This window comes from Streptococcus infantis (genome assembly GCF_047463635.1).
In the GTDB taxonomy this organism is placed as follows: Bacteria; Bacillota; Bacilli; order Lactobacillales; family Streptococcaceae; genus Streptococcus; species Streptococcus infantis_W.
In genome coordinates this window covers 1-3,772 of the sequence record NZ_JASHDL010000037.1, presented here as the reverse complement: position 1 = coordinate 3,772, position 3,772 = coordinate 1, and the positions used below count along the sequence as shown (strand labels likewise).

The 3,772-nt window shown below is 34.9% G+C and carries 3 protein-coding genes, 1 tRNA gene and 1 rRNA gene; all 5 read right to left on the bottom strand.

The annotated features are described in order from the left end of the window. Window positions 1-275: 275 nt before the first annotated feature. Window positions 276-1,562 carry an adenylosuccinate synthase gene (locus QM867_RS10605; protein ID WP_414315744.1) on the bottom strand — a complete coding sequence of 429 codons (1,287 nt, stop codon included), beginning with the start codon at window positions 1,560-1,562 and terminating at the stop codon, window positions 276-278. Window positions 1,563-1,793: 231 nt separating this feature from the next. After that, the gene (gene comW / locus QM867_RS10600; protein ID WP_414315743.1) at window positions 1,794-2,030 is read right to left on the bottom strand and encodes a sigma(X)-activator ComW; all 237 of its coding nucleotides are present in this window, start codon (window positions 2,028-2,030) and stop codon (window positions 1,794-1,796) included. A gap of 591 nt (window positions 2,031-2,621) precedes the next feature. After that, a protein-coding gene (locus QM867_RS10595; RefSeq protein WP_414315742.1) for an IS630 family transposase occupies window positions 2,622-3,469 on the bottom strand; the annotation gives its coding sequence in 2 pieces (ribosomal slippage) (window positions 2,622-3,151 and window positions 3,151-3,469; 849 coding nt in all). An 82-nt stretch (window positions 3,470-3,551) separates the two neighbouring features. Continuing rightward, window positions 3,552-3,625, bottom strand: a tRNA-Asn gene (locus QM867_RS10590). A gap of 5 nt (window positions 3,626-3,630) precedes the next feature. Then, window positions 3,631-3,746 (bottom strand): 5S ribosomal RNA (rrf, locus tag QM867_RS10585). Window positions 3,747-3,772: the final 26 nt, after the last annotated feature.

Here is a 3,772-nt window from a genome sequence, read left to right as displayed (position 1 = left end):
GGTTTTAGGAACTTTGACAACTTTAAGAAACGAATTTTCATCGCTCTGAATATAAAAATGGAGAGGACAACGATTGTCCTCTCCAGATGTTAGCTTTTATTCAACCCACTACAGTTGACAAAGAGCCATAAAAAAAGCCACCGAATGCGGTGACTTTATAGGGAGATTATTATGAAAAAGAAAAGTTTAGGATATTTGTTACAACAAGTTAGGAGGTCTTCTTGTAACTGTCTATAGTATAGCTGAACTATCTTAAACAAATCTTAAAAAATCTCTTATGACCAAACACTTTCTAAAATATTTGTTTGTTCACGACCAGGACCTACTGAGAAAGTAGAGATACGAACGCCAACCAATTCGCTAACACGACGAACATAGTTACGTGCATTTTCAGGAAGATCTTCCAAAGTACGTACTCCAGTGATGTCTTCTGACCAACCTGGCAATTCTTCATAAATAGGTTTACAACGTTTCAATTGCTCAAGACTAGCTGGATAGTAGTCAATACGTTGGCCATCAAGATCATAGGCTACACAGATTTTAACTGTATCCAAACCACTCAAAACATCGATAGAGTTCAGTGAAAGGTTAGTGATACCAGAAACACGACGACTGTGACGCATCACAACTGAGTCAAACCAACCCACACGACGTGGACGACCTGTAGTTGTACCATACTCATGACCTACTTCACGAATGCGTTCTCCCACTTCATCAAACAATTCAGTTGGGAATGGACCATCACCAACACGACTTGTATAAGCTTTACATACACCTACAACCTTGTCAATCTTGCTTGGACCAACACCAGAACCAATTGTCACACCACCAGCAACAGGGTTTGAAGAAGTAACAAACGGATAAGTTCCTTGGTCAATATCTAACATGACCCCTTGTGCACCTTCAAAAAGAACGCGTTTGCCATTATCAAGTGCATCATTCAAGATAACAGAAGTATCTGTTACATATTGCTTGATTTGTTGGCCATACTCATAATATTCTTCAAAAATATCATCAAATGAAATAGGTTCGCTATCATACAATTTTTCAAACAAACGATTCTTCTCAGCAAGGTTACGTTCTAAACGCTCACGGAAAATCTCCTTATCCAAAAGATCTGCGATACGGATTCCCACTCGAGCAGCCTTATCCATATAAGCTGGACCGATACCCTTGATAGTAGTACCAATCTTATTTTCACCCTTAGCTTCTTCTTGCAGACGGTCTAACTCGATGTGGTACGGCAAAATAACATGCGCACGATCAGAAATACGTAGATTATCTGTTGTAACACCTTCATCATGAAGATAGCTCAACTCTTTCACAAGTGACTTAGGATTTACAACCATCCCATTCCCAATGACAGAAATTTTTTCAGGGAAGAAAATCCCAGATGGAATCAAGTGCAACTTAAATTTCTTACCATCAATCACGATCGTGTGACCTGCATTATCACCACCTTGGTAACGCGCAATCACTTCTGCATTAGCTGAGAGGAAGTCTGTAATCTTCCCTTTACCTTCATCACCCCACTGGGTACCTACAACAACAACTGAAGTCATAATCTTGTCTGAGCCCTTAGGCTCTTCCTTTCTCACATACATGGCAGGAATCTCACCTGCAATTATATCTTACAATTTATTATAATAAAGATTCTCAATTTTTTCAAGACCAAAGACTAGAATCATTAGGGAATTAGAGAAAATTAGAAAATTAATATTAAAAAAATATTGTAAATTTATATTATGAAAAGAAAAAACTATAAAATCGTTCGGAAATATGAAAATTATAAATTATCCCCCAACATAGTCATTTGAAATCAATAGCTGTTCAATGTACAAACGGTAGCAAGCACGATAGTGGTAAGAAATCAACGGATGAATAACATCAATGTTATAACGAAGCAGATAATAAAGTAAAAATCGAAGATGGAAAACTTCCCATTCTAAATCATTATCTATTAAGTTACTATATTCCTTTTCAATAACATCATAAAAATCAAGATATTGTTCATAAATCTGTTCAATCATTTTATTTAACTCCATTTCTATTGATAAAATGAGTATAACAAAAAATAGAAGAACCTGGGAAGATTCTTCTATCATGTACTATTGTGAATAGTAAAATTAATAACAGTTACAGAAAATTGACAGAACAGATATATAAAAATACATTTCAAAATAAAAAAGAGCTATAGGAAAAATCATTGTAGAAAATATGGGAGCTAACTTAATTGAAAAAGAATCATAAGAACTAAAAAACAACCCCACACAATCCATTAAAGAATTACTTCTGATACTCAATTAAAATCACAGAGCACTTTTTATTAATAGCCTGCTTAAGAAATATCGTGCTCAAAGTATAAACTTGAAAACTTATCATCCGATTGATGGACTTACCGTATTCTAATAAGGTAACAAAAAAGTTTTTAATAAAAACTAAGACATATATGTTTAAACATTGAAATTTCTGCACTATTTGATTTTAAATGAGTGTGAAATCTATTAAATATACTACAAAATTACTTAAAATAAAAGAATCAAATATAACAAACTTATAAAAGATATTAACTATTAATAAAGTGGCAAAAAAAAGACAAAAATGACCTCTGAAAGATATAGTCAATTGAAATAAGAATAAGACAAAAGAGCCTTGAAAAAAGTATTACAACTTGGTAATACCTTTTTGAGGTGCTTTTTGATATGAGCCCATGTTTTCTCAATAGGATTGTACTCAGGTGAGTAGGGAGGAAGTGGTAAAAGTTTATGCCCCAATTCTTCACATAAGAGCTCTAGTTTACCCATTCTATGGAATCTTGCATTATCCATAATAATAACTGATGGTTTGTTTAATGTTGGTAAGAGAAACTTCTGAAACCAAGCTTCAAAAAAGTCGCTCGTCATCGTCTCTTCGTAAGTCATTGGAGCGATTAACTCACCATTTGTTAGCCCTGCAACCAGTGAGATCCTCTGATATCTTCTTCCAGATATTTTACCTCTTATTAACTGACCTTTTAATGAGCGACCATATTCTCGATAAAAATAAGTATCGAATCCTGTTTCATCAATATAAACAGGTGCTAAGTGCTTTAAACTATTAAATTTTTTAAGAAATAAAGCTACTTTTTCTGGGTCTTGTTCATAGTAGGTGTGATTCTTTTTTTTCGAGTGTACCCCATTGCTTTGAGAGCATAGTGGATAGTAGTTGGATGACAGCCAAATTCAGAAGCTATTTCAGTCAAATAAGCGTCTGGATTGTCAGTAAGATAGTTTTTGAGTCTATCTCTATCAACCTTTCTTTGTTTTGTTCCTTTTACTTGATGGTTTAGCTCTCCTGTTTTCTCTTTTAGCTTTAACCAGCAATAAATGGTATTACGTGAGATTTGGAAAATGTGTGATGCTTCTGTTATACTACCTGTTCGCTCACAATAAGAGAGAACTTTTTTACGAAAATCTAATGAATATGCCATAAGAAGATTATACCACATTATGTACTATTTTGGGTTCAATTGACTATAAATAAAAAAAGACGTTCCTTGGAACGTCTACATACTCCGCCAGTAGGACTCGAACCTACGACATCATGATTAACAGTCATGCGCTACTACCAACTGAGCTATGGCGGATTAAAGCTAAGCGACTTCCTTATCTCACAGGGGGCAACCCCCAACTACTTCCGGCGTTCTAGGGCTTAACTTCTGTGTTCGGCATGGGTACAGGTGTATCTCCTAGGCTATCGTCACTTAACTTTGAGTAATACCTACTCAAAATTG